At 40.2% G+C, this 26,367-nt stretch carries 24 protein-coding genes; 17 read left to right on the top strand and 7 right to left on the bottom strand.

Annotation, left to right across the window (positions count from 1 at the left end; all coding sequences use genetic code 11):
• Nucleotides 1-132: 132 nt before the first annotated feature.
• The gene (locus tag MHH65_RS03915; RefSeq protein ID WP_024425245.1) at nucleotides 133-414 is read left to right on the top strand and encodes a hypothetical protein; all 282 of its coding nucleotides are present in this window, start codon (nucleotides 133-135) and stop codon (nucleotides 412-414) included.
• Between the two features lie 53 nt (nucleotides 415-467).
• Here the strand turns inward: MHH65_RS03915 and MHH65_RS03920 are convergent, their stop codons facing one another.
• Complete coding sequence (locus MHH65_RS03920) at nucleotides 468-1,976, bottom strand: helix-turn-helix domain-containing protein (protein ID WP_335351037.1); 1,509 nt, start codon at nucleotides 1,974-1,976, stop codon at nucleotides 468-470.
• Between the two features lie 709 nt (nucleotides 1,977-2,685).
• On the opposite strand from MHH65_RS03920, the gene MHH65_RS03925 reads away from it, so the two are divergent.
• The 4 genes from MHH65_RS03925 (at nucleotide 2,686) to MHH65_RS03940 (ending at nucleotide 10,970) form a co-directional block, all read left to right on the top strand.
• The gene (locus tag MHH65_RS03925; RefSeq protein WP_340719355.1) at nucleotides 2,686-8,838 is read left to right on the top strand and encodes a SpaA isopeptide-forming pilin-related protein; all 6,153 of its coding nucleotides are present in this window, start codon (nucleotides 2,686-2,688) and stop codon (nucleotides 8,836-8,838) included.
• Between the two features lie 21 nt (nucleotides 8,839-8,859).
• Nucleotides 8,860-9,462, top strand: coding sequence for a class D sortase (locus tag MHH65_RS03930; RefSeq protein ID WP_024425825.1), 603 nt, complete (start codon nucleotides 8,860-8,862; stop codon nucleotides 9,460-9,462).
• Nucleotides 9,455-9,781, top strand: coding sequence for a hypothetical protein (locus tag MHH65_RS03935; protein ID WP_098676638.1), 327 nt, complete (start codon nucleotides 9,455-9,457; stop codon nucleotides 9,779-9,781). Before MHH65_RS03930 ends, MHH65_RS03935 begins: the two co-directional genes overlap by 8 nt.
• A gap of 376 nt (nucleotides 9,782-10,157) precedes the next feature.
• Complete coding sequence (locus MHH65_RS03940) at nucleotides 10,158-10,970, top strand: leucine-rich repeat domain-containing protein (protein WP_268413741.1); 813 nt, start codon at nucleotides 10,158-10,160, stop codon at nucleotides 10,968-10,970.
• A 93-nt stretch (nucleotides 10,971-11,063) separates the two neighbouring features.
• On the opposite strand, the gene MHH65_RS03945 is transcribed toward MHH65_RS03940, so the two are convergent.
• The 3 genes from MHH65_RS03945 to MHH65_RS03955 form a co-directional block, all read right to left on the bottom strand.
• On the bottom strand, nucleotides 11,064-11,378 hold the full coding sequence (locus MHH65_RS03945; protein ID WP_003217878.1) for a multidrug efflux SMR transporter: 315 nt from the start codon (nucleotides 11,376-11,378) through the stop codon (nucleotides 11,064-11,066).
• Between the two features lies 1 nt (nucleotide 11,379).
• Nucleotides 11,380-11,724 (bottom strand): SMR family transporter, encoded by a 345-nt coding sequence (locus tag MHH65_RS03950; RefSeq protein ID WP_003217798.1) that lies wholly within the window; start codon nucleotides 11,722-11,724, stop codon nucleotides 11,380-11,382.
• A 73-nt stretch (nucleotides 11,725-11,797) separates the two neighbouring features.
• Complete coding sequence (locus tag MHH65_RS03955; RefSeq protein WP_024425822.1) at nucleotides 11,798-12,376, bottom strand: TetR family transcriptional regulator; 579 nt, start codon at nucleotides 12,374-12,376, stop codon at nucleotides 11,798-11,800.
• A 176-nt stretch (nucleotides 12,377-12,552) separates the two neighbouring features.
• Between MHH65_RS03955 and MHH65_RS03960 the strand changes: the two genes are divergently transcribed.
• The 4 genes from MHH65_RS03960 to MHH65_RS03975 all read left to right on the top strand — a co-directional run bounded on the left by MHH65_RS03960 (nucleotide 12,553) and on the right by MHH65_RS03975 (nucleotide 15,540).
• Nucleotides 12,553-13,098, top strand: coding sequence for a VanZ family protein (locus tag MHH65_RS03960; protein ID WP_098676636.1), 546 nt, complete (start codon nucleotides 12,553-12,555; stop codon nucleotides 13,096-13,098).
• On the top strand, nucleotides 13,099-13,563 hold the full coding sequence (locus MHH65_RS03965) for a DUF6884 domain-containing protein (RefSeq protein ID WP_098676635.1): 465 nt from the start codon (nucleotides 13,099-13,101) through the stop codon (nucleotides 13,561-13,563).
• Nucleotides 13,564-13,716: 153 nt separating this feature from the next.
• A complete protein-coding gene (locus tag MHH65_RS03970; RefSeq protein WP_024425819.1) occupies nucleotides 13,717-14,346 on the top strand; it encodes a rhamnogalacturonan acetylesterase in 630 nt (209 codons plus the stop codon).
• Between the two features lie 153 nt (nucleotides 14,347-14,499).
• A complete protein-coding gene (locus MHH65_RS03975; protein WP_098676634.1) occupies nucleotides 14,500-15,540 on the top strand; it encodes an NAD(P)/FAD-dependent oxidoreductase in 1,041 nt (346 codons plus the stop codon).
• 68 nt (nucleotides 15,541-15,608) lie between these two features.
• On the opposite strand, the gene MHH65_RS03980 is transcribed toward MHH65_RS03975, so the two are convergent.
• A complete protein-coding gene (locus MHH65_RS03980; RefSeq protein WP_098676633.1) occupies nucleotides 15,609-15,935 on the bottom strand; it encodes a YnfA family protein in 327 nt (108 codons plus the stop codon).
• 345 nt (nucleotides 15,936-16,280) lie between these two features.
• Between MHH65_RS03980 and MHH65_RS03985 the strand changes: the two genes are divergently transcribed.
• From MHH65_RS03985 to MHH65_RS04005, 5 genes are all read left to right on the top strand, one after another.
• The gene (locus tag MHH65_RS03985; protein WP_098676632.1) at nucleotides 16,281-16,847 is read left to right on the top strand and encodes a sigma-70 family RNA polymerase sigma factor; all 567 of its coding nucleotides are present in this window, start codon (nucleotides 16,281-16,283) and stop codon (nucleotides 16,845-16,847) included.
• Entirely contained in the window at nucleotides 16,844-17,590 is a 747-nt protein-coding gene (locus MHH65_RS03990) for an anti-sigma factor (RefSeq protein ID WP_111927641.1), read from the top strand. Before MHH65_RS03985 ends, MHH65_RS03990 begins: the two co-directional genes overlap by 4 nt.
• Before the next feature lie 695 nt (nucleotides 17,591-18,285).
• On the top strand, nucleotides 18,286-19,311 hold the full coding sequence (locus tag MHH65_RS03995; protein WP_025093480.1) for a zinc-binding alcohol dehydrogenase family protein: 1,026 nt from the start codon (nucleotides 18,286-18,288) through the stop codon (nucleotides 19,309-19,311).
• On the top strand, nucleotides 19,308-19,835 hold the full coding sequence (locus tag MHH65_RS04000; RefSeq protein WP_087977893.1) for a YfiT family bacillithiol transferase: 528 nt from the start codon (nucleotides 19,308-19,310) through the stop codon (nucleotides 19,833-19,835). The genes MHH65_RS03995 and MHH65_RS04000 overlap by 4 nt, the downstream gene beginning before the upstream one ends.
• A 12-nt stretch (nucleotides 19,836-19,847) precedes the next feature.
• Entirely contained in the window at nucleotides 19,848-20,129 is a 282-nt protein-coding gene (locus MHH65_RS04005) for a hypothetical protein (RefSeq protein WP_216100189.1), read from the top strand.
• Between the two features lie 22 nt (nucleotides 20,130-20,151).
• On the opposite strand, the gene MHH65_RS04010 is transcribed toward MHH65_RS04005, so the two are convergent.
• The gene (locus MHH65_RS04010; protein ID WP_024425228.1) at nucleotides 20,152-20,631 is read right to left on the bottom strand and encodes a MarR family transcriptional regulator; all 480 of its coding nucleotides are present in this window, start codon (nucleotides 20,629-20,631) and stop codon (nucleotides 20,152-20,154) included.
• A gap of 168 nt (nucleotides 20,632-20,799) precedes the next feature.
• On the opposite strand from MHH65_RS04010, the gene mprF reads away from it, so the two are divergent.
• The 3 genes from mprF to MHH65_RS04025 all read left to right on the top strand — a co-directional run bounded on the left by mprF (nucleotide 20,800) and on the right by MHH65_RS04025 (nucleotide 24,812).
• Nucleotides 20,800-23,370, top strand: a complete 2,571-nt coding sequence (mprF, locus tag MHH65_RS04015; RefSeq protein WP_025093478.1) for a bifunctional lysylphosphatidylglycerol flippase/synthetase MprF — start codon at nucleotides 20,800-20,802, stop codon at nucleotides 23,368-23,370.
• Between the two features lie 92 nt (nucleotides 23,371-23,462).
• Complete coding sequence (locus MHH65_RS04020) at nucleotides 23,463-24,011, top strand: thioredoxin family protein (protein WP_024425227.1); 549 nt, start codon at nucleotides 23,463-23,465, stop codon at nucleotides 24,009-24,011.
• A gap of 333 nt (nucleotides 24,012-24,344) precedes the next feature.
• On the top strand, nucleotides 24,345-24,812 hold the full coding sequence (locus MHH65_RS04025) for a DUF393 domain-containing protein (protein ID WP_024425226.1): 468 nt from the start codon (nucleotides 24,345-24,347) through the stop codon (nucleotides 24,810-24,812).
• 36 nt (nucleotides 24,813-24,848) lie between these two features.
• Here the strand turns inward: MHH65_RS04025 and MHH65_RS04030 are convergent, their stop codons facing one another.
• Nucleotides 24,849-26,105 (bottom strand): transcriptional regulator, encoded by a 1,257-nt coding sequence (locus MHH65_RS04030; RefSeq protein WP_024425225.1) that lies wholly within the window; start codon nucleotides 26,103-26,105, stop codon nucleotides 24,849-24,851.
• Between the last annotated feature and the right edge of the window lie 262 nt (nucleotides 26,106-26,367).

Here is a 26,367-nt window from a genome sequence, read left to right on the forward strand (position 1 = left end):
TTAGAAGAAAAAATGAAATCATGTCTCTAGTAGTAAGCGAAACTAGGCGGACTAAGATCATAGGATGAGTTGAACATGTTTGTTTTTAGGTAAGCTTAAAGCCATAAATAGAAGAAAGTGAGGATATCTACCTTGAGTACATTGGAAGTGTTTCGTCAGTTTTTGGTTGACCATTATCCTGCGTTACAAGATGAGCTTTGGCTGAAAGATGTTGATACCCTTCGAATCTCTCCTATTCTTCATCCTTTTCTGAAAAGCAAGCTGCCAGAAGGAATCGAAAAATTCACTTGTGTTCTATTCACGCAGCAGACAGATCAAACCGCTGCACCGCTCAAAGTCTACCTTCTATTAGATGAATATGAGCAATCGCTTTACGCCATTGATTTGATGAATGAACAAATAGCACTTCATTAATACAGAAGCAAAAAAGCTGCTTGAGAGCTCCTCAGCAGCTTTTCTTGTGAATATTAGTTTGTCATATCAACCAATCTTGAGTGCAAGTTGTCCACTTCTTTCTTTGTTGGAAAAGAGCTGATCAGCAGCGTAGACCGTCCTAATTGATTAGGAAGTTCAGTATCGGTCACAACCATATCAATCCCAAGTCGATCCATTGTCAGTTCATTTAATGTATTTTCTGGACTTGTGAAAATATGAATGAGAGGAGGCAATCTTAATTTAATTAAATCCGCAATCAACAAGCTATGATTATAACCTAATGTTGAAATGACAAAAATGTTCAACACGTTTCTCCGATCCATTTCCAAATGAACAAGCCCCCTCCAGTTAGAAGTAATGATACGAATCAATTCTCGTTCATTTTTCACTAAAGAAGCAAGTATATCGTCTGTTTTTAGCTCTTGGATGATATGAGTAATCCTCGAATAGAAGTAAGGAAGCTGTTTTTTTACCTCTGATAAATACCTCGATTTCTTTTTGAAAAGGAATCCATCTCTTACGGTAATTTCCCTAGAATACACATAATATTGGAGAAGAATCAGTGTCATCGCCTTGCGATTAGCCACCTCTTGATGAAAAATCAACTCCAATTGATTGATAAAGGAATGAATGGCTTCGAAGAGGTGTGGTGTATGCGATTGAAAGAACATCAATTTTTCTTCGACAGTTTCAATTGATTTATAATGGCCAATAGCTGGTTCAATCAATAGTAAAAAGACAAATTCGTGACGATCCAACGTAACACCAAAAGTGTCCTTTGTCATTTGGCAAACGTGTTCTTCCAAGTTTTTGATTTGATTATAGATACCTTTAGCTGTAGCTGTTTGTTTTTCCTGATCCAATGAGTACCTATAATTGCGTCGTATTGAAAAATTTTTCCTCACTCGGTGTATGGAAACGGCGAGCCATAGGCAAAATTTATCTATAGCCACATCAGGTAGATTGACTTCGAGCACCTGAAAAAGCTTATGTAAAAAATCAACTGCATCCTGCTTTTGAATATCATCGAATGGCCAAAGCCTGCTTCCATAGACTTCAAACAAAAATTCCACAAAAAATTGACGAATCTCCTTCTCATTCCCATGGAACTGCATACTATCTGGTCGTAACTCAATGTCATACGAGATAAGAAGCGAATTGATTTTATGAATGGTGTTATACAATGTGGATCTACTGATATTCAGCGTGTCCATCCATTCATAGAAAGACCTGTTTTGTTCAAAGAAAACGCCGTCAATCAATCGAATTTCAATCGTATCTTTTAGAATTTCTTTGATATAGTAGTCGACTCGTATCGTCTGTGTATAACAAATGGATATGCCTTGTCTTGGCTTTATGTGGATTAACGGCTCTCCGTTCTCTGTTTGGAACGACTTCATTTGTTCTAAATCGCTTTGAATGGCACGAACGGAACCGATATTTTCATTCGATATCTCTTGAAGGCTCCACCACTTATCTTTTGATACAAGCAGTTTTAAAATGTTTATCCATCTCTTTGATTTATTATCAATGAGCTCCATTAAACAACTAACTCCTTCCCTTGGCTTGCCTCTATATGATGAAGTTCACTTAAAGAACATTTGATTTTCTAAATAGGCATAAAATGATTTTAATGTTTAGGCTAAATCGTTTTGTCTTCACTTTTCATGATAAAAGAGAAAAAAATTAGACGAAAACAAATGTTATTCCCTGATTCTCCATATATTTCTTTTAAAAGGTGATAAGTAAGCCATGAATCCTATAAAAATGGATCATTTTAGATATTTAAGTTTATTTTTTTGCTGTTGAAACGGTAAATGTAAGAATAAAACGCAGCAGATTTTTGATTACCATATGAAAGGGAGTAGAAAGGAATGCGATTTATATAATGCTGAACTGACTCACCTTACATACGATATGATACATGCTTGTTTCATATGAACGAACCATATGTGAATACATGCTTATATATGCATGTACACATCGTTTATTGTTCATTCCAGTATAAATATAAAAATTCACATTTAATCTTTTCACGATCCTCTCACTATTCCCCATTTCTATAGACCCCAATCCATTTACTCAATCCACTACTCATGATGACCTTTCAAGCTCATGATTGATCAACTCATTTTATTCATAGGGTCTTAAGGTGCAATTTTTAGAAAATATTGATCAGAAGCGGGGTGATTGATCTGACAGTATACTAATGATTTTTTTATCGTTGTTGAAAATTAATTTTAGAAAAGGGTGGATGTATTGAAAAGAATATTGTCGCTGGCACTCATTACAGTGCTAGTCATACAGTCTAGTATATTAGGAGTCTTGCCTTTAGCAGGGGCACAAGCAAAAGAAATTCAAGAAAACATTTATGGGGATATTGAATTTGCTGATAGCGAAGGCAATAAGTTATCAAGCATGGAAGATCAGCAAGTAAGAAAGGCCACTGTGCATTGGTCTATAAAAGGAATTGATCTAAAAAAACAATATCCGTATGTTCTCACTCTTCCTTCAGCCATCCAGGTAGAGAAGGAGCAGAAGGAACCCATTACTGTGGGTGACATACCTGTTGGCGAGTATACCGTTTCAAAACAAAATGAAGTGACGGTGAAATTTAAAGAAGATGTTGAGATCGATCCAAATTTAGAAGGATCAATTGACATCGATGTCACCAGTATAACTCAGCAAGAAGAGAAAACAAAGCAAAATAAGGGTGAAGAAAGCCTTCCAAAAGATGACTCAATCTCATCTGAGAAAGATAAAGCTTCTAACAATCAAGAAGCCGCTCAAACGAAACAAAACGATGAAGATGAATTACTAAAAAACAAAGTGAGCGTATCTAAGCGTGCAGGGCTGCAAAGTGTTTCAAAACAAATGCTGATACAAGAAAATCTCCTCACTGATGCGAAATTAATCTTTGAAGATCAGGAAGGAAATTCAGTTGAAAAGCCTGATATCAACTCGCTGATTTCCATTAACTATGAGTGGGCCATCCCGAACGGTCATAGCTATAATGGCGGGGATGAATTCCATTTCAAGGTTCCAGAGGAATTAGTGATTTATGAAAAAATCGATCGTCTTGAGATGAAATTTAATCAGGCAACCATTGGTTATTTTTCTGTAGATGAAAGCGGAAATGCCTCCATCGAATTCACTGATTTTATTAAACAATATTCAAATATCCATGGAACACTTCAAGTGTGGACGCAATTAGATAAAAAAACTGTCATTACTGAAGAAAAAGAAGTGGTCATTACCCCGATTGAAGGAAAGGATAAAATATCAATCCCGATTCAATACATTCCAAATGGCCCAAACGTCTCTAAAAAGGGAGAACCAAATCGATCTTACAATGCTGAAACCATTCAATGGACAGTAGATTTTAATATGGATTTAGAAGATGTGAAACAAGCGAAACTGTTAGATCCGATTCAAGAAGGTCAGGCGTTGAAAAAAGATTCAATCAAGCTTTATCGTATTGATACAAAGCTAAATGGTGAAACATCGCTTGGTCAGCAGCTTGACGAAAACCACTACACAATTGGCCAAACAGCAGATGGTCAAGATTTCACGATTGAATTTAAAGATGACGTTCATCTAGCTTACCGTTTAATGTATGAAACGGACATTACGAATCAAGACCAGTCTGCGTTTCGTAATAAAGCGTCCCTTGTCTCTGGTGATAAAGTGATCAGTTCAGCAGAAGGCACAGTGAATGTGACAAGAGGCAGTCCTTTAAATAAAAAAGCCGCCCAATACGACCCAGTCACACAAACAATTACATGGGAAATTCGTTATAACTATAACGAAAAAAAGATTGCTGAAAAGGACGCTTTGTTAGAAGACTTCTTTAACGGCACACAGGCGCTGATATCTGATTCCATTCAAGTCAAAGAAGTCACAATTGATCAAAATGGCAATGAAGCAGGAACAAAAGCGTTTGAAAATTATGTGGTTCAACCTCAAAAAAAGGATGAACAAAACGGGTTTACCTTGCAATTCAATCAAGATATTCAATCGGCTTATCTCATCACCTATCAAACAAAAGCAACCGAGCGGATTTTTGAAGCTGAAGAGATTATCAATACGGTAACAGCTGGCAAAGAGAGCAAACAAGGGAAGCAAAGAATTGACCAGCAAATCCTAACGAAAAATCATGGAACACCGAATTACAAGACCAAGACCATTCCCTGGCGTATCACCTTCAACAAAGATCAACAAACGATGAACAATGTGACATTAAAAGATACGTTTACAAACGAAGGATTGACGCTGCAAAAAGATAGTTTAAAAGTGACGACAGGTAATACAGTGCTTGAAGAAGGCACAGATTATCAAATCGTTGAACATGCAAATGGATTTGATATTCAATTTACGAAAGAAATAAAGACAGAACATACCGTCACATATACAACGTCTTTTGATTATGAAAAAAGAGCAGATAAAGACCAAAAGAACTTGCGTAATCATGTAAAGCTTGAATGGGTAAATGAAGATGGCAAAGATTTGACGAAGGAAAATCAGTCTGTCTTCACGCCTGACACATACACGCAGTCAAATGGCTTCAAAAACGGAACTTATAATGCAAAGAAAAAAGAGATCACATGGAATATCGGTGTGAACTATAACTTGAAACATCTAGAAGAGGCGAGAATCGAGGATTTCATTCAAGGAAACCAGCGTTTGCTTAAAGATTCAATCATCGTCTATTCGCTTGATTTACAAGGCGGGGAAAATGGAGCAGAAGAAAAAGAGGTATTAGCGAAAGAACATTATGACATCAAATTCCTTGAAAATGAAAAGGGAGAAACAGGCTTCGAAGTGATTTTCAAAAAAGCCATTGATTCTCCATACAAAATCACGTATCAAACAAGTGTTGAAGGAATGGATTTAGTACAGAAAACCTACGAAAATAAAGCGACCCTTTATGATGGGCAGACAAAAGAATCTGATGTGAATGCAGTGGTGTCCATTCCAAATGGGGGGAAATACACGAGCAAATCAGGAAATCAGCAAGGGAAAGTCATTGATTGGAAACTGAATATCAATTTTGGTCAATCAACAGTCCAAGATGCGACGATTATAGACCATCCAAGCAGTAACCAAGCCATAATAGAAAACTCATTTCATCTCTATTCGACGACAATAGATGAAAAGGGGCAAGTGACAAAAGCAGAAGAGCTGGAAAAAGGGAAGGATTATGAGCTAGACCTTGAATTTGATCCAGATTCTTTTCAAATTAAATTTAAAGAAGAAATCACAAGGCCATATATTTTAGAATACCAATCTCTCATTTTAGATAAAGTGGGAAGTACACTTCAAAACGAAGTAACGTTTAGAGGTGAAAATGTAAAAGAAATCAAAAAGGAATCCGAAGCCTCAATTGTGGTGAAACGCACCGCTGGCATGGGAGATGGCACAGGATCGATTGGTGCTTTAACCGTTAAAAAGGTAGATGCGAGTAGTGGAAAAGCGCTAAAAGGAGCAAGTTTCTCTCTGACAGATGCTGCGAGCGGCATCGTCATTGGTACAAAGACAACAGATGAAGAAGGAGCTCTTCGATTTGATCGTCTTCTGTATGGTGAATATATCGTGACAGAAGAGAAAGCACCTGATGGTTATATTAAGACGAAGGATCCAATCCATGTAACGATTGATCAGCCTTACGAATCTGGAGATCAAGCGAAAACAGGAAATAGCATGACGGTGCAGAACCAAGAAATCCGCCAGCATGTCAAGTTAACGAAAAAAGACAAAGAGACGGGTGCAGCATTAGAGAATGCAGAATTTGAACTGAAAAATGAATCTGGAGAGACCGTCCAAACCGATTTGAAAACGGACGAAAAAGGAGAAATCCTTTTCAAACATCTTGAGCCAGGTTCCTATTATTTTGTTGAGACAAACGCACCGAAAGGCTATCAATTAAATCAGCAAAAATGGCCGTTCACCATTAAAGAAAATCAAACAGAAACAACGACTGTCACCGCAGTAAATGACATCATCAAAGGCTCAGCAGAATTGAGCAAAATAGGTGAAGGCGGAGAGCGACTAGAAGGTGCACAGTTCAAGCTCTTAGATCAAGACGGGCATGAGTTAAAAGATTCGCTTGTCACAGGAGAAAATGGCAAGATCACGATAAGCGAACTAAGGCCGGGTACGTATCAGCTCGTTGAAACAAAAGCACCAGATGGTTATGTATTAGATGAAACGCCAATCAAATTTGAAGTACCACTTGATCCAAAGGAACCAGTCGTCATTTCGCAAAAGAACCTATATGAGACAAGTGCATTAGAAGTGTTAAAAGAAGGGGAAGATGGCAAGAAGCTTCAAGGTGTTCGATTTGAAGTCTTGGATCAAAATGACAAAGTTGTGCGTAAAGATTTGACAACAGATGAAGATGGGAAGCTTTTGGTCGATAATCTCAAACCGGGCAAATATCAGCTCGTGGAGACAGAGAGTGTTGATGGTTACCAAAAGAATAATAAACCTTATCCTTTTACCATCGAAATCGCACAAAAAACACCAGCAGAGATCAAAGTGATCAATGATCTCAAAACTGGATCTGTTCAGCTCACGAAGCTCGGTGAAAAGGATGATGTGCTTGAAGGAGCAGAATTTAAGCTTGTAGATGCAAATGGAAAAGAGATGAAAACAGGTCTCGTCACTGATCAGAACGGGAAAATCATCGTCAACGATCTGAAACCTGGAACCTATCAGTTTGTTGAAACGAAGGCTCCATTCGGTCATGAGCTTGACGAAACACCTGTCACTTTTGCTATTCCATTTAACCCTGAGAAGCTGGTCAGTGTGACAAAAGAAAATAGCCGCAAAACAGGCGGAGTGCTGTTGCACAAAAAAGGCGAAGATGGGAAATCATTAGAAGGGGTTGTCTTTGATCTATCTGATGATAAAGGAAAGATAGTGGCAGGAGGAGAAGGAATCACAACCAATCAGGATGGAAAGATCACCTTCACAGGGCTAAAACCTGGAACCTATCAATTTGTTGAAAGAAAGAGTCTTGAAGGCTATCAATTGAGTGCGAAACCACTTGTCTTTGAAGTTGAATTAGGTCAAAAAGAGTTGATTCAAGTGGAGGCAATCAATCAGCTTAAGAAAGGTTCTGTAGAACTCACAAAAATAGGGGAAGAAAAAGAAAGATTGAAAGGCGCAGAATTTACCCTTTTCAATGACGATGGTAAAGAATTGATGTCAGGTTTAACAACCAACGAGAAAGGCATCATCACCGTCAACGATTTGAAACCAGGCGCTTACCAATTGGTTGAAACGAAGGCTCCTTTTGGACATAAACTAGATGCAGAACCAGTAGACTTTAAGATTGATTTCAATCCAAAACAACTGGTGAAAGTGACAAAAGAAAATATTCGGACGACAAGTGCTGTGCAGCTTCAGAAAAAAGGAGAAGATGGTCAGTTACTCCATGGAGTGACCTTCGATCTGCTTGATGAGCACGATCAACGTATAAAGAAAGACTTAAAGACAGACAAAAATGGTCAACTAACAGTCGATCAACTGAAGCCAGGCACCTATCAATTTGTCGAAACAGCAAGCATTGCCGGCTATGAACTGGATCAGACACCTGTCTCATTTAAGATTCGTTTAGGTCAAGACAAACCAGCAAAAGTAGAAATGATTAACAAACTGACGCCGGGAGCAGTGGAACTGACCAAAGTGGATGATGAGGGACACCCGCTGGAAAATGCAGAGTTTGCTCTTCTGAGTAAAGAAGGAAAAACGTTGAAGAAATCACTTGTAACGGACCAAAAAGGAAAGCTTCACATCAATGATTTAAAACCGGGACAATATCAATTCGTTGAAACGAAAGCACCTCATGGCTATCAATTGGATGATAAGCCGATCCTGTTCACAATTGAGAAAAATCAGCAGAAGCCGCTTCACTTAACAGCGAAGAATCACTTGATCTTAGGAAGTCTGCGTATCATAAAGGTAGATCAGCAGACAGATAGAACCTTAAAAGGGGCATCCTTTGACATTCGTACAAAAGCCGGGAAAACCATAAAATCTGTGACAACAGGAAAAGACGGAGAAGCCATTGTCAAAGGGCTTAAACCTGGAGAGTATCTACTCACAGAGACGAAAGCACCGGATGGTTATGTAGCTTTAAAGAAACCGCTCGCTTTTACAATTCAAATGGGCGAAGTGGAGATCAAGACAATGATTGTGAAAAATGCACCAGTGAAGAATGAAGAGGACCACACGAATCCTCCAGCCTCAGATAAAGGGGATCAGCATCCGCCTCATGACTCAAACGGTGAGCTGCCAAAGACTGGTGAAGAATGGCTGCGTTATTTGATGTATGCAGGGATTTTACTAGTAGCTTCTGGAACTGTTCTTCTTGTTGTCAGAAGAAGAACCATTCAGTAGAAGGAAGGAACGAGTGTATTGATGAAAAAAAGAACCTTATTAGGCAGCTTTTTGGTGGTCACGGGGCTGATGCTCACCTCCGTTCCTTTTCTATATGAGTGGCGAACTTCTCAAGAGACAGCAGCAATGGAACAGGCATTAAAGATGATTAAAGAAAATGACAGTGATGCCCTTTCTTCTATTCCACATTTAACTGTGTCAGAAGAAGACCTGCGAGATGTGATGGAGCTAGAGATCCCGTCAATTGATTTAAACGAAAAAGTGCTTCCTGTTACATCAAAAGAAAATTTAGGTATAGCACTGACTCAAATTAAATCTCATCAAATGCCAGGTGAAGGGAATTTCACGATTGCAGGGCATAGAGGGTATAGAGGCGATCGTCTTTTCCGTCAGCTGCCAGAGGTGCCTAAAGGAGAAAAAGTTGTCTTACATCATCAAGCTGAAACATACGAATATAAAATTGTCAGCTCAGCTACGATTGAACCGACGGATGTGGATGTACTAAAGGATCGTGGGAAAAATGAACTGACATTGATCACCTGTACACTTGATGGTCAGAAACGATTTGTCTTAAAAGGAATACGAATCAACGCTTCAAAGGGTGAGCAGCCATCGGATGTATAACACCAACATAATAAATGATGGATGCAATGGAAAAGCAGCGCTCACGACCGATATGTTACACCAATTGTTATCAGAGCATTATCCAACTTTAAAAAACGAACGTTGGGAAGTTGATGTAGATACAATTCGGGCTTCGCCTATTCTTCACCCTTTATTAAAAAGAAAGCTTCCAATTGGTATTGAAAAATTCACCTGTGTTTTGTTTACGCAGCAGACAGCAGCTTTTGGAGAGCCTTTGATTGTGTACTTTTTATTGGATGAGAAGGGCGAATCGATTTACGCAATGGATCTCTTGCTCGAGCAGCAAGACACCCATTAAACGAGAAATAAATTAGCGGGTTCGATTTTAAGGTGGAAAAATAAAATCAGTTATATCATGAGGACTCTAATTCGTATATGAATTAGAGTTCTTTTATTTGTTTATATATAGTCGTTTTACTAACTTTATTATCTACTAAGAAGTCCGCTGCCTAGCAGATAGTCTCTAATGTTTAGATGATAAAGATTTGATAAAATGGATCGAAAACAGAGGTCATAATCAAGATTGGCGACCAAAGAAGATCATCTAGTTTTTATCCTTTCCCTGTTTCTTCAGAAGGAATATCAGAAAGTGCTAAAGATAATCATGTGTTGACTCCAAAATACTGATAAAATTTATTTAGATATTCCTTAATTATAGGTGTGGAGGTAAAAGCTTGCGAAAAGAAGACCCCCAATATATTTTTCATCATGATAAACGACCAGAAGTTGCTCATGATTTAGCCAATGTAGATGAAAATTCCACTGAGTTGTTAATCACAGGAAAAACAAAAAATATTGAAAGGTTGAAATCTTTTTCTAATCTGACGAAATTGTGGATTTACAAAGTGAACCAAAAGGAATTCAATACGATCTTGAGCTTAGTTAATCCCAAAATGCTCTATATGCGTGAACTGAGAGTAGAAGATTTATCAATCATCAGTTCTCTTAAAGATGTTGAGGTATTGGCACTTGAATGGAATACAAAGGCACAAAGTTTATGGGATTTATCAAAAAACACTTTTTTAAAAACTTTATCCATAACAGATTTTTCAAAGTTGAATGACATAGCCCCTTTGCAGAAAAAAACTGATTTAGAATGGTTAGAATTGTCAGGCGGTCTTTTTAATTCATTAAACTTAAATACTCTTCAACCTTTAAGATACCTCAAGAATTTAACATATCTGTGTTTATCAAATATAAAAGTGAAGGACGAGTCTTTAGAGCCGATATCGGAATTAGTGGGACTCAAGGAACTTGAAATTTCGAACCAATTCCCGACAGAAGAATATGCCAGGTTATCCGTAACCCTCCCAAATACGAAGTGTGATCGTTTTGCGCCATACATCTTTTTATCAAGTCCTATTGTAGATAAAGATGTGATGGTGATTGGAAAGCGAAAACCGAAATTAAATTCAAAAGTTGATGGGGCAAAGCTGCAAAAATACGAAGAACAATTTAAAGCGTACCAAGAAAAGTATATAAATTAACTTAAAAAGCAATGGAAAATCAACTCCATTGCTTTTTCTATTGCTACTGTAATGGCTAATACCATCATAAACTTTTTCTTTCTTGTGACTCAATTACGCAAACAGCTTCAGCCCAACCACACCAATCACAATCAGCAGCAAGCTGAGAATACGAATCATGTTTTTCGGCTCTTTAAATAGAATCATATTAAACAAGACAGAGCCCGCTGTTCCAAGTCCGATCCAGACCGTATAAGCGACGGATACTTGAACGGAAGAGAACGAGGCGTATAAAAACAAAAAGGATAAGGCAAATCCGCCGACAAATAAAATGCCTGTCGTGATTTGTTTTTTCTTACTAAACATATTGAGGCCAATGGTTCCCCCGATTTCGCAGGCAGAGGCCAACAGTACAAAAAACCAGCCCATGTTATACCGCTTCTCCTTTCTGCTCATGTGCATCTCCATCAGATACTTTCAGTCCAATAATTCCGAGGATTAAAATGCCCATAAATAAGAGCTTTTCTAATGAAAACGAACCGCCAAACAGCGCATAATCCATCAAAGAAGTCCCAATCGTTCCAACTCCGGCAAACACGGCGTACACGGTCCCTGTCGGCAGCTTCTCGCAGGCCTTCATTAAAAAATAAAAATCAACTGGGATCAGGCAGATAATGATCGCCCATTCCCACACAGCATCAGCTCTATTTAAACCAAACACCCAAAGTAATTCAAATAAACAAGTGAGTGCGACATACATCCAGCTTTTTTTCATTTTACTTCCTCCCAAAACTGACGATTCGTCATTTTCAAGCCAAAAAAGAGCGTACAGCAAGTGCTGTACTAAGTTAAGGTGTTTCTATGCCAAGTGCGTAAAGAAGAAATTGCTTCACCTCTCGCTTTTGAATCAGAACCTCTTCTGTATCTGTTTCCGTAAATAAGTACATTTGCTCAGCAGAAGATTCAAGTAAACCGATAATGAATTTGGCTGCATATTGACAGTTCAAATTCGCACGGACCCTTTTGTCCTGCTTTGCTTTTTCTAAAAAAGCAGCGACCCATTTGTAAATTGGCTCATAGATATCTTCCCATTCCTTTAAATGCTCGGTGGCGGCTAAGCCTGAGTAGGTCAGGGCAAGGACATCACGATATTGCCTTGTAAAAGCGAAAATGAATTCAACAAGCGCATCTGCTTGATCGAGGACATCTGCATGCTGAGTTAATTCCTTTTCGATCGCAGGCACCATCTGTGCGATCAAATGTTCAGCGATAGCAGGCATGACGGAAAGCTTTGAAGGAAAATATAAATAAAACGTTCCTTGCGCTACTCCTGCTGCTTTCACAATATCCGAAATGGTCGTCTTTTCGATTCCTTTTTCTTTAAACGCATCAATCGCAGCAAGCATAATCTTTTCTCGTTTCGACATATCATCACCGGCCTTAAATGACTGAATGTCATTCAGTTTAGCGAGAAAATGACGATTTGTCAATATGGTTTTCTCTTCATTGAATGTGAGAATAAGTGATGAATAGATGCAGGAAAGCCTGAATAAGCTGTAAATATGGTCAAGCATCATCATATGAGAAAGGGGCAGCTCTCTGTATGACATCCAGTGCTATATTTTCCATTGTTTATTTTCTCCTGCTCGTCCCGCTCTATTTACATATGAGATACAGACAGGCAAAAAAACACAATCGTTTTATCTATTTGCGGGCAGAATTGGTCCTTGCCTGTCTGTTTATTTATACGAATGTTTTACTATATTTGACGGTCTTTCCAAATCGTTTTTCCGCCCCAAGGGATCAGGTGAGTGTTAACCTCATGCCTTTGCAGTCCATTTATCAAAACCTTCACGCCTACCATCACGGTTATCCAAATCTTGTCTTTTTAAATTTAGCAGGCAACATATTGTTATTTGTGCCACTCGGTTTTTTTCTTTATCAAGCCTTTCGAACCATGCGCTGGCAAAAGGCGGTTCTTGGTGGCTTTCTCCTGTCAACCTTGATCGAATTGCTCCAATGGATGTTCTCGCAATCTGGTATCATTACAAGAAGCAGCGATATTGATGATATTCTCTTAAATACACTTGGCACAGCGCTAGGCTGTATCATGTATCAGATCTATCGAAAAAGGAAGGAGAAAACCTGAGTGAAGCGAGTTTGTATCATTCCATGTGGCGCGAAGAAAATTTGGGACGTCGATCCAGAAGCAGGGAGCCAGCCGGCGAACCTCGTTTATTTAAGTCCGCTGCATCAGCGTACGAAAAGCTATGCCCAAACGTTCTTTTCAGACTGGATGATCTTATCAGCGAAGCACGGATTCTTAAAGGCAGATGATATCATACATGAAAATTATGATGTGGCTTTTGGTACACCGCATGCTGAACAGATCACACGAGAAGAACTGAGCCAGCAATTTCATCAAAAAAATCTTTTCGCATATGATGAACTGGTGGTACTAGGTGGAAAGAAATATCGAAAAGTGATTGACCCTTTATTACAGCCTCATCAAAAAGCGAATTATCCGCTGGCTCCATATAAAGGAATTGGCTACATGCTTCAGGCGTTACATCAAGCAGTGGAATCAAAAATAGAACTTCCGCCGCATATTTAACACATTCACAACTACCGGTAAGCAGGGTTTTGATCATTAAAAAGAGAATAATTGAAATAGCGATGCTGATTGTTTCATATCTTTTCAGCAGCCACTAGGAAAGTCCGTATCGCTCGGGTGAAGTGGCTCAATGAAAAAGGGAGGCGTATGAACATGACAACCATCTATTTAGCTGGTGATTCGACCGTTTCATCTTATCCAGATCGTCCTGTTCAAGGAGGATGGGGAGAGTTTTTACACCGCTATACAGCGCATGGGGTGAACGTCGAGAACCGTGCCATTGGTGGAAGAAGCTCAAAAACATTCATTGAAGAAGGACGCCTTGATGACATATTGGCTGACATTCAGCCAGGAGACTGGCTTTTCACACAAATGGGGCACAATGATGCTTCCAAGGAAAAGCCTGAGCGGCATACAGATCCTTTCACGACGTATAAAAGCTACCTGTCTCAATATATTCATGGAGCAAGAGCAAAAGGGGCAACACCACTTTTACTCACGCCAGTCGGCCGTTTTCATGAAAAAGACGGAGAATTTATCAATGATTTTCCTGATTACTGTGCCGCTATGAAAGAACTAGCTGATGAAGAAGAAGTCCTTCTTGTTGATTTAAATACGGCAAGCCTTCAGTTTTATCAAATTTCCGGTATAGAGAAAACGACCTCTTACTTTATGCTGTCAACAGGCATAGAGGATCGCACGCACTTTACAAAAGAAGGCGCAGATGCGATTGCAAGACTTGTTTCTCTTGAATTAAAAGACCTTGGTTTAACCATTGTGTGATGGATGACAGGACGAGTGAGCGCTCGTCCTGTTCTTTTTTTGCAGAAAGCTATTGATTCCCTTCACTAGAGTAGACTACAATAGGTACATATGATAATGAGAATCAATATCACTGAAAAATAGATCATTCGATGGAAAACTGGAGGGACTCAAATGACAGATCAGCTTGAATTGTTTGACGTCACCATTATTGGCGGCGGTCCAGCAGGCATGTACACCGCCTTTTATAGTGGGATGCGGGACTTAAAGACGAAGGTACTTGAGTACAACGAAAGCCTTGGCGGGAAAATCCTTCTGTATCCTGAAAAGGTCATTTGGGATGTCGGCGGTTTGCCGCCAACAAGAGGAGAACAGCTGATACAGCAGCTGGAAACACAGGCGAAAACATTTGAACCAGAGATTGCACTGAATCAAAAAATCACGTCATTCGAGCGAGATGAACATAATCATATTCTGCTGACGGCTGAAAATGGTGATCGTCATTTGACAAAGACCCTCATATTAGCGATGGGTCACGGCATTCCAGTTCAGCGGAAACTTGAAATCGAGCATGCAGACCGCTATGAAGTGACAAACCTTTATTACACTGTCCAGGAGCTCAAGACATTTGCAGGGAAGCGGGTTGTTATTTCTGGAGGCGGCGACTCAGCGGTTGACTGGGCTAATGCCCTTGCACCGATTGCTGAAAGTGTCACCGTCGTGCATCGCCGTGACATGTTTGGCGGACATGAGAAAAACGTCGCCAACATGAAGGCATCTTGCAAACGAATTTTAACCCCGCATGAACTGACAGAGCTGCATGGTCAAGGCGACAAAATTGCTGCTGTCACCATTCAAAACATAGAGACAGGTGAAAAAGAACGAATAGAAACAGATGCTGTGATCGTCAATCATGGGATGAAAGGCGATTTAAGTGTGCTATCAGAATGGGGTCTCAAGCAAGGTGAATGGGGACTAATTGAAGTCAATGAAAAAATGGAAACCAATTTACCGGGCGTCTATGCGGTAGGCGACTTGTGTACACATAAAAGCAAGGTCCGCTTAATTGCCGGTACGTTTGTTGATGGAGTCAATGCACTGAATAGCGCGAAGCTTTACATCGAACCAGAAGCTGAAAAAGTGGCGTACGTTTCCTCTCATAACGAACGCTTTAAAGAGAAAAACAAAGAATTACAAACAGCTGGAGCTCGTTAAATCATTCAAATAACATAGCAAAAGTGCTGCCCACAAGCGATGCGGGCAGCACTTTTTATATGGGTCCATTAACTGCGAGGCGCAAATAACATCACACTGACTCCAGCCAAACAGATCAAAGCACCCATCCAGTCATATAGATCAGGAGTTTTTCGATCGACCCACCAGCCCCAAAGCACAGCAAGAATGACAAATACACCGCCATAGGCAGCATAAACCCGTCCGAAAGTCGGGAACTGCTGGAAGGTCGGAATGACGCCATATGCAACCAAGATAAGACTGCCGGCGATCCCGAAGCTGACAGGTTTTGCTTCACGCAGCCAAAGCCATACCAAATAGCCGCCGCCAATTTCTGCTAAACCTGCTAATAAAAAAAGAACAATCGTCACCATCATATACAGACACTCCAATTTCTCCAATTTACACCCTATTATGACATGAGGAAAGAATGCGTTCTACCTCAATTGAGACGAGAGTTTGCTAAAATCAGCCGATTAGAGAGTGGTCACACATGGATTCTTGACTTTTGTACTAGGAGTGATCCAAATGGTCTGTTATGTCGTAAAGTAAGTACATTCTCATGAGGAGCACACTTCCTTTTTCAGCGCTCTTTTTTTCTCCTTGAAAAAAGAGTAAAGTACAAGGTAGGCTTATTTCAGCAAATCGAGTGATTAGCAATACGTGAAGGATTTCATGATGGATGCGCATGCTCTTTCTCATGAAAAAGGAAGGAGATGACCATGGACACATTGCAAGATTTTGAGCTGTATCACAAGATCAAATATGATCGTCACAAGCCCTCGCTTGAAGTGCTGTACGATCGTTATGAACGTGTGTTATATTCGTTTATTTATAAAATGACTGGCAACCGTGAGCTCGCGGAGGAAGTACTTCAAGAGGTCTTCATCAAGCTCTGGCGCGGCATAGGAGAATATCATACCGATAAAGGGAAGTTCTCCTCATGGTTATTCATGATGTCACGCAACACGGCCATTGACCTTTTAAGAAAGCATCGGAATGAAACGGCTTTGGAAGATGAGCATATTGAATATTTAGCTGATCATCAAGAAGATGTATCAAAAGAAGTGGAATGGAACGAGGAAAAACAGAACATACGTGAAGCAGTATCTACATTGTCAAAAGAACAGCAAACCATTATAGAAGATGTTTATTTTAAAGGGATGACACAAAAGAGCATCGCCGAAAAGCTGGGCATCCCTATTGGTACGGTAAAGGGAAGGGTTCGATTGTCACTGAAGCATTTGCGATCGAAACTGTCGCTCGGTGGAAAGGAGGAAGAGGCATGAATCAGTGTAAACATCAAGTAATTGATTATTTTAATGGGCATTTACAAGGAGAAGAAAAAACGCAATTTGAAGCGCACATCAAGCACTGCTCAGCTTGCAAAGAAGAGCTTGAAGAATTGACATCGCTCATGTCTGACATTCCATTTCTAGCCGAAGACCAAATACCTCCGGCAGGGATGAAAGACCGTATTTTATCCCAGGTGTTTGAAGAGGAGACAGTCGAAGAAAAGAATAGCCAAAAAAAAGAGCTCAAGGCTGCACCTGAGCCAAACGAAATTAAACCGCTGCAAAAGAAACGAAACCAGTGGCTCTTACCGCTCGTTGCGGCACTGCTTCTCATATCAGCAGCTGGAAATGTGTATTTCTTATCGAATGGAAAAGAACAGGCGGAAGAACCTGTCAGGGTTGTTGCCACAAAATCACTGGCATCGGCCGCATCACCAAAAACGACGGGTGCTTTTTCAGTGATAGAGCATAACGGCAAAAAAGAACTTGTGGTGAGTGCAGACGGCTTAAAGGGTCAGCTTGATTCATCTGCTGTTTATCAAGTGTGGCTCATTAAAGGAGATCAGCCGGTTCCAGCCGGTGCCTTTAAAACAGATAACAAAGGGGAAGGAACCGTCACCTATGCGTTATCTGAAAAAGAAGCAAGCGAATCATGGGATACCGTGGCTGTGACCCTTGAACCAAAAAAGGATAACAAGCTTCCGCAAGGTCCAGTCGTACTAAGCGCTGCTTTTTAAGTTTGATCCATGAAAAGGATGCCTTCTTGGGGCATCCTTTTTTTGATAGCGAAGGGGAACATTTTGGCAATTGAAACGTAGTACATATGGAGGTGAAACACATGAAAACATCTATAGAAAAAGACCTATTTCTCTTATCAGTCAGACACACATGTATTACCATTTATTTTCTTGTGATCCCATTTGTAGTCCCAATTTTTTATCACCCATCGCCTTTATTCATTGCGCTCATTGTACTTTTTATCACTCATAACTTAGCGGAAAGTATCATTTGGTTTTATAAATCGAGAAAAATCAGAAAGCATCAGTCTGGTGATCTATCAAAACGAGGACATGGCTTGACCAAGATCGTGCAAAGGCTTGAACAGCTGATGATGATCAGTTTTGTGGTGTTTTTTATAAACGAATGGATCCAGGGGATAGCAGATATGTCTAACCTCTTTTTCATTACTTTTTTCATCATCATTGTTTTCCTGCAACACATCCAGTTTTACTACGTTCAGCTATTTTTTAAATCCAACAGCTGGTTCACTTATGTTCCTTCTTTGCAAAAGACACGTCCTTCATATATGGCGAGGGAGCGAAAGGCCCTGAAAAGGTCATAAATGTGCCATCACTCGTTTGATCCAGCCATAAACATCAGAAAATTATGATAAAATGTGGAAAGAAAGAATAGAGAAAGGGAGTGCGAGCGAGTGAAAGCAGTTGGACTATTGGAGTATTTGCCGATTGAGCATGAGCAAAGCCTGATGGATCAGGAGGTCGAAAAGCCTAAGGCGTCTGGAAGGGATGTACTCGTGAAGATAGAGGCTGTGTCAGTGAATCCAGTTGATACAAAGGTGAGATCACCGAAGGATCAGAAGGAAGAAAAACTGAAAATTCTTGGCTATGATGCAAGCGGTACGGTTGTTGAAGTGGGCGAAGCGTGTACATTGTTTCAGCCAGGTGATCACGTATACTATGCGGGAGATATTACGCGTCAAGGATCGAATAGTGAATATCAGCTTGTGGATGAACGTATTGTGGCGAAAAAGCCTGCCAATCTGTCCTTTGCAGAAGCAGCCGCGATGCCCCTTACAACAATTACGGCTTATGAGGCTTTATTTGACCGGATGCATATGAAGCGGAATGCTGAAGGTTCAACCTTGCTGATCATTGGTGGTGCAGGCGGTGTTGGGTCTATCGCCATTCAACTAGCCAAATTAGCGAAGGCAAACGTGATCGCTACCGCATCAAGACCAGAAACAAAAGAGTGGTGTCTGTCATTAGGTGCCGATCATATCATTGATCATCACCAGCCGCTTTTAGCGCAGCTCGAGGAAAAAGGAATCGGCGAAGTGGATTTTATTTTATGCTTAAATGATACAGATGGACATTTCAAAGGCATGGCAGAAGCGATAAAACCGCAAGGCACGATTTGTACCATTGTCGAAAATCAGCAAAACCTAGACATTCAATTACTCAAAAATAAAAGTGCGGCATTTGTATGGGAATTCATGTTTACACGTCCTATGTATGAAACAGCGGACATGATCAAACAGCATGAGCTTTTGACAGAGGCGGGTGAGTTATTTGAGCAGGGAAAAATAACGCATACCTTAACAAAGGTTCTCAGTCCGATCAATGCTGCTAACTTGAAGCAGGCACATCAAACGCTTGAGCAAGGAAAGATGATTGGAAAATTTGTGCTTGAAGGATTTGAGAGAGGAGAAAGCGTATGACGTCATTACAATATCCGATTGGCTTATATGAACCGGTTGAAACAAAAACGAAAGCACAGCTTGAAGCATGGATTGAACAGCTGGCTGCAATCCCCGAAGAGTATGAAGCGGTGACTGCACCGCTGACAGATGCTCAGCTTGATACACCTTATCGCCCGGGAGGATGGACTGTTCGTCAGCTCATTCACCACGTAGCAGACAGCCATCTAAATGCATACTTACGATTCAAACTTGCTCTCACAGAAGATACACCTGACATACGTCCATATGATCAGGAGGGATTTGCCTCACTTCCTGACAGCAAGGCGCCCATCAGTTTATCCCTGCCTTTGATCAGCAGTCTGCATCGCAGGTGGGTCACTTTACTGCGGGGAATGTCAGAGGAGGACTTCAACGCTTCTTATTATCACCCTGCCGATCAACAAACGGTGTCCTTATATGATGCAGCAGGAATGTACGTCTGGCATTCAAAGCATCACCTTGCCCATATCACGGAATTAATCAAAAGAAATCAGTGGAATTAAAGGAGTAAACGCATGTCTGGAAGAAGAATTGTCGGCGCCATGTTTATCTGTATGGCGGCATTGTTTTATATAGCGAAGTATGCTCTTTTTGAGATACGCTATAGTAACAGCTTAGGCTCAGAAAGAACGATTGAGGAACTTGAACAGCTGATTCCTGGCGGTACGTGGATCATCATTTTTTTCCTCATCATTGGCTTAGCCTATCTTTTATGGGATGACAGGGAAGTGATTCGTAAAAATCTTTTCACCCCAGATCGACAAGTAGAAGAAACAAAAAAGACGGACAACAAGTGACCGTCTTTTTCCCTTTTCATGTTTAGCCGCGTTCAGGACGCAGTGCTTTTTCTAAGATAGCAAGGCCTTCATTGACTTTTTCTTTTTCCTCGTCATTGAGCCGCTGCAGGGAATTTTTGATTTTTTCGTGTCCTTTTTGATAAATACTTCTGAAGATATTTTTCGCTTCCTCAGTCAGTTCTACGACAATGATTCTCCGGTCACGCTCAGAGTGCTTTCGCACGACAAAGTTAGACTGTTCTAACCGGTCAAGCAGACCTGTCATATTGGACAAAGAAGCGCCCATTTTTTCAGCGATTTCAGATACTTTGAGAGAGCCATGGTTATTGAGCAGCATGAGCACCTTCATTTGAGGCATACTCATATCAAGCTTCATCCATTCAGAAACATCTCCAAGACCTGCAGCTGTGAGCACTTTCATATAAAGAACCCATGTCTTTTTTTCTTCTGGAGATAGAATCTCTTCTTTTAATACGGTGGTGTCATGAATATTATATTCCACGCTTGTTCACTTCCTTTAAGCGGCTCTTTTTCTTTATATTACTGATTTTTACTTCTAATTGAAAGGTTCGTCAAGCTTTTGAATGTTAAACTGCATGAATCAAGTGGTATTTGTTGTATAATAATGTTCAGTTGAAATAATGAAGCAACCTAGAAAGTTGGGAAAAACATGTGGAACAAAAAAACGGGTATGACGATCTTAAAAATGCTTTTTCCGATCGTCATTATCCTTGTCTTGATTTTTGTCGCGAAGCAGGAGCTGAGCGGACTTTCCATTAAAAAGACGTTTTATATTATTGACAGCTTGAACCGAATGGACTTGTTTATTCTTGTCTTTCTTGGACTTGTCGCGGTTTTATCGATGTCCTTATATGATTTTATTTTACGAAAAAGCCTTGATATGCCCATCAGCGGCTGGAAAACGATACGCATTTCATGGATTGCGAACTCCTTTAACAGTGTTCTTGGATTTGGCGGTCTATCAGGAGCAGGGCTTAGAACGCTTCTCTATAAGGAGTACATAACAGATACGAAAAAATTGCTGAAAGGCATTGCCCTTTTGACTTCCTCTGTCCTTTTGGGCTTATCTATTTTCAGTGATTTGATCTTGGTCAGGGTGCTTCCTGTTGAAAGTATTATCAGCCAGGAGCCGTGGCTATGGGCATTTGTCATTATCTTTGCCTGTATTGTACCGATTTATATCGTCATGGCATCCATTCGAAAAAGCTCGATCGAGAGCGGTGAAAATGGACTGAAGCATCCAATTTACGCTTATATCGGTGCATCGTTTTTAGAATGGCTGGCAGCTGGACTTGTCATGTACATGGCTGTCGTCTCTATGGGGATGAATGTCGATGTCCGAATAGTCTTAGGTGTATTTGCGATTGCGTCAATCGGCGGTTTAATCAGTATGGTTCCGGGCGGATTTGGTTCGTTTGACCTTATCTTTTTACTGAGCATGCAATACATTGGTTTTGATAAAGAGATGGTGCTGACGGCGCTCGTCTTGTACCGCTTCGTGTACTCGATTTTCCCGTTTATCTTAGGGCTTTGTCTAGCTGCTTACGATTTAACGGGAACGACGCTTAGACGTCTTGAAGGCAATCCGAAAATGGCACCTGCCATTGAAACGACGAACGTTTTAATTGTTTTGCACCGTGCTTTATTAATCCGTTTATTGTACGGATCTTTATCGATTTTAACCTTTGGAAGCGGCTTGCTTATCATGGCATCTGTTGTGCTTCCAGTCGATCGATTAGGTGTGATTACCAGCATTCCGCGCTTTCTGTTATCAGGATTTAATGGTCTTTCTTTAATGTTCGGAATCATTCTGATGATTTTGTCCATTGAAGTGTATAAAAGAACGAAAAGATCGTACGTGCTGACAATGATCTCTTTAGCAGGCGGTTTTGTGTTTACTTTGTTAAAGGGGTTTAACCTCAGTCTGATTTTTATTTTGCCAGTCATCATGGCTGTGTTTTTCTCTCTTCGAAATCAATTTGTAAAGCAGCAGGCACCTTATTCCTTGTATCAGTTTGTGGCGGCTGCCGCTGGTTATTTATTCGTGCTCTTTAACTATAATGTTATTGGCAACTTTATTTGGACAAAAATTGGGCATTTCTTGAGTAAGGATTACTTGGTGCATAATGAACGGCATATCACGATGACAAGCATGATCGCTCTCATCGGCGTACCGCTTTTCTTCTTCATTAGTAAATTGATCTTTAATAAGAAAGCATTTCCGATTGGAGAAAAAGCAGATGAGGAAAAACTAAAAACGTTTTTAGAAGAAAAGGGCGGAAATGCCCTCAGTCATCTTGGCTTTTTAGGCGACAAAAAACTATTTTTCTCAAGTGATGGAGAAGCAATGCTTCAGTTTGGGCGAATTGGCCGCTGCGTCATTGTGCTCGGAGATCCATCTGGACGTGAGGCGTCTTATCCGCTTGTACTTGAAGAGTTTTTACAGGAGACAGAAAAAGCCGGCTACCGCGTCGCTTTTTATCAAGTAGAACGAGAAGGGATGGCTCTTTATCATGACTTAGGCTTTCACTTCTTTAAGCTTGGGGAAGAAGCCATGGTCGATTTAGAAACGTTTACTCTGTCAGGTAAGAAAAAATCAAATTTACGAGCTGTGGCGAATAAATTTGAACGAGAAGGCTACACCTTTGAAATGCTGGAACCTCCCTTTTCAAATGAGTTGATCTCAACCTTAAAGCAGATCTCTGACAGCTGGCTCGGAAAGAAAAAAGAAAAAGGATTTTCGCTCGGTTATTTTCAAGAAGACTATCTTCAAAAAGCACCGATTGCAATTCTAAAGGATGAGCAAGGGCAGATCATTTCCTTTGTATCATTGATGCCGATGTATCAAGAAGGGGAGATTTCCATCGATTTAATGCGTCATATGCATGATGCACCGAACGGGATGATGGATGCGCTGTTTATCCACCTGTTTCAATGGGCGAAAGAAAGAGGCTACAAATCGTTTAACATGGGAATGGCACCTTTATCGAATGTGGGGACGTTCCATCAGTCCTTTCTCACGGAGCGTTTGGCCAGTGTTATTTTCAACAATGTCAGATACATGTACAGCTTCAGCGGTTTACGGTCATTTAAACAGAAATATAAGCCTGAATGGCGCGGGAAATATTTAGCGTATAAAAAGAATACGTCACTGCCTGTCACAATGGTACTTGTCACCAAGCTGATCGGGATGGACCCAAATCGAAAGCGCCGTCCATAAACCAAAAGACCTTTACCTTTCACTAGGTGAAGGTTTTTTTAGACAAAAGAATAGCAAAAGTGGTAAAGTTGAAGGGTAAGGGGGATGTTCATATGACATTAAATGAATGGTTTACAAAGGGATTAGCTGAACGTACATATGTACACAACATGGAGAAAAACCGGGAAAATCTGCTCACGGTGTACAACCAGTATGCAATTCATCAAAAAGAAAAAGAGCTGCTTCAAAAGCTGCAAAAGAAAAAGCTCAGAGCTCTTGTCATCACAGCGGACTGGTGCGGAGATGCGATGGTCAATGTTCCAATTTTCATGCGTATTGCAAATGAAGCACTCATTGATGCGCGCTATTTCATTCGGGATGAGCATCTAGACCTGATGGATCAGTATTTAACGAACGGGACCGCAAGATCGATTCCGATTATCGTCATCATTGATCAGGACGGGAATGAAGTGGGCAAATGGGGACCTCGCTCAGCAGAGGCGCAGCGCTTTGTCGACGAGAAAAAACCGGACAAAGATGCACCTGATTATGAAGAAGCTTTTCAAGTATTTGCGAAAGAAGCCGCACATCACTATACGACAGACCGCTACTTATGGAAAGATATTGAGAAAGAAATAGTAGAAGTTTTGGCAAAAATATAAACCAAAAGACTACTTCGCCGCAATGGGAAGTAGTCTTTTTTTATCTTGTTTTTGCGTTTTACCTACAAAACCACCGCATAAAGATGTAGAAAACCGCAGAATTCTATCAAATACCGCAGAAAACCGCAAAGCACCACGATTTTCCCAACCACTTTTAGTTGAAAAACCTCATATATGCCATGAAATCAATGATTTTGCCCTTATCCAAAGGCTCATATAACGCACAACGGTTGGCTTTTTCCCAATACAAGAGGCCCAGCAACTATAGTAATCTAGTTGTAATCTCCTTTGAACGAACTAAAAAAATGACGGAAAAGGACAGGCGATCAATTTATGAAAAAAATCATTTATCTCGATCAAGAAAAAAAGAAGCTCGCTGAATCGAAAAAAAGAGAACAGCGTTCCATTAAATCACTGAGGCTGCTTGTGTTTTATGACGGACAAAGCCCTGCATGTGCAAAAACGATTGATGTGTTAAGATCACTCGATTGGAAAAATCGGATTCACTTTGAATCCTTTAGACACTCGCAGCTGCTCAGGCTGAATAAAATCAGTGAAGAGAAGGCGGAAAAACGAATTGTGTCTATTTCCCTAGCCAAAAATCAAAAGAATTCAGGGATTTATACTTGGCTGCGTATGGCCTGCCATATCCCTGCTTTATGGGGAACGGTCCCATTCATCGTGCTCAGCATCTGGCTTGGCTTTGGACAGCATGCGTACGATTTCTTTGCAAAAAGACGGTATATTCATTCTGTCAAACGGGTGAACCATCATGACACAGATCAACAAGAGACCATTTAATAAATAGAAAAAGCATGACCTTCGATCGGCAGAAGGTCATGCTTTTTTGTAATAGGGAAGATATACTGTTAAATGATCGAGCAATTTCTTTGTATAGGACTTATAGGCCTGCTCATCAAGCTCAGCACCTGCATAGGTAAGTAAGGTCCTAAGAGCAAACAAATATTCACTGTGCAGCTCATTGTGTTCAAAGTAAGGAAGGGCTGCTTCGACCAAATAGGTTTTCAAATCAAGAGGGTTTTCCTCAATCATCAATTTATAGATTTTGATCATATATAAACAGTTTGGCTGAATACGAGGCTGTTTTAACAGCTCGTGTATGTAGGGAAGTGCTTTTTTGCGGTCATATTCAGCGTATAGTGTCGCAATTTCATATAGCGTTTCACAGTAACGATCTTCTATCTGTTCTTGATTAAAGTAATTGAGTGAATCTAGTAAATAAGGCACAGCTGAAGAGAAATCACCTTCACGTTTTAAGAGCACCCCGTAATAAAAATAAGCGGACATTTTAATATAGGCATCAGGATGAAGGGACGTGTGCAAAATCACTTCCTTTATATATTTCTTCGCAGTTTGATAGGCTTTTAGTTCAAGTGAGATCACGCCGTGAATGAGTGTACAGTGAATAATCCGCTTGAAATTGTTCTTTTGTCTATATAAATCCATCGCTTGATGTGTCGCTTCAAGCGCATCACCCAGCTGTCCCATGTTTCCAAGTGCTTTTGCATAGTGATAGTACAAATCACTTTGTTCAACTGAAGCGTAGGAAAAGCAGCTTTCAAGCTTTTTGAGCCCATCTTCAAGCTGACCAATTTTAATTTGATGAATGCCGTCAAGATATTCAAAAATTTCTTTTTCCGTTTCAATAAAGGTTTTTTCGAATTTTTTGAGCACGCGGTGTGTTTTTAAGGCAAGCGGCTGTTTATCCGTTAATAAATAAAATTGAAATAAGGACAAATGATACTGAATACCTAAATCGAGCGAAAAGAACTGCTCCTCGTGCTGAATGATCATTTCTGCATTTTGTTCAGCCTGATCGAGAGCATAGAAATACATATTCATTTGAAACTCATCCAAAAGTGACAGCAGATGACGCGCCTTTTGTGACAGCTTTTCTTGGCTGATGCCAAGCCGTTCAAGCAGCAAATTGATCGTATCTTGATTGGCCTCCTTTGAGCCATTTTCAATTTTACTTAAATGAGAGACAGAACAAATTCCTTCTGCCAATTCAGATTGGGTCATATTTTGTTTATAACGGTAGAGTTTAATGATTTGTCCAATATTGATTTTCATTCCATCCAGAAGCCTCCCTTCCAATCATGGTTGAAAGCCTTTTGACAAAAAAACCAGATCAGACAAAATGGGAATACTTGAAAATCATTTCATCATCTTGGCTTTTTTCTCAAAATTTGTTTAAAACGTAATATGATTGTAACATTACTTGAAAAAGTCAAACAACTATTTAGACGGGGAGGAGGGATACTTGATTTGCAACTGCACGCGATGACGTTTATAATGTGAATGAGAATCAATTTCAATTAAGTTGATTGAAAGG

The organism is Bacillus sp. FSL L8-0654, from assembly GCF_038629965.1.
GTDB classification, from domain to species: domain Bacteria; phylum Bacillota; class Bacilli; order Bacillales; family Bacillaceae; genus Bacillus; species Bacillus safensis.